Annotated in this window: 1 pseudogene; it reads left to right on the plus strand. The window is 73.1% G+C overall.

Features of this window, described 5'->3' with window-relative positions:
• A pseudogene (locus D7Y11_RS42795) lies at nt 1–722 on the plus strand (hypothetical protein); the annotation flags it as partial.

Consider the following 722-nt stretch of genomic DNA (forward strand, 5'->3'; position numbering starts at 1 on the left):
GCTGCACGGGTTGGGTGCGTGGACGGCGGGGGATTCCGCGACGGCGCGGGGCCTGTTCGCGGCGGAGGCGACGGGGCTGGGGTTGATCGCCGCGGGGCTGGTGCCCATCGCGTTGACGGGCGCGTCGCGCAAGACCATCGGGCCGCTGTACGCGGTGACGCTGACGGGGGCGGGGGTGTTCTCGCTGTCGATGCTGGCGAACCTGTACGCGGTGACGTCGCCGGCGTTCGACCCGGGGCGGGTGCCGGACACGCTGCCGCCACTGGAGCTGGACCTGGGCTACCAGTACGTGCACGACGCGACGGCGGACTACCGGAACTTCTTCGCGCTGGGCGCGGTGGCGCGCCTGTCGAGGGTGCGGCTCCAGGCGTCCGCGCGGCTGGCGCCGGACGAGGGCAACACGTTGATCCGCGCGGGCGCGGCCTACCGGCTGTGGGGCGCGCCGGAGCGGACGCCGGGGTTGGGGGACGGGACGTCGTTGGACGTGGAGGGCATCGCCACGTACCACCGCTACCCGACGGAGGGCTTCACGCTGGGAGGCGGAGAGGTGGGGCTCAAGGGCCGCTACGCGATGGAGCGCTTCGGGCCGCGCTTCGCGGGCTCGTTCGTGGAGGGCGGCGTGGGGCTGTCATTCCAGGGCTACAGCTATCCGGGGCGCGTGGACGACGACAACCTGTACGGCCAGCTGCTCTACACGTTCGGCTACGGCGTGTGGCTGGGGC

Source organism: Corallococcus sp. AB018, assembly GCF_003986945.1.
GTDB classification, from domain to species: Bacteria; Myxococcota; Myxococcia; order Myxococcales; family Myxococcaceae; genus Corallococcus; species Corallococcus exiguus.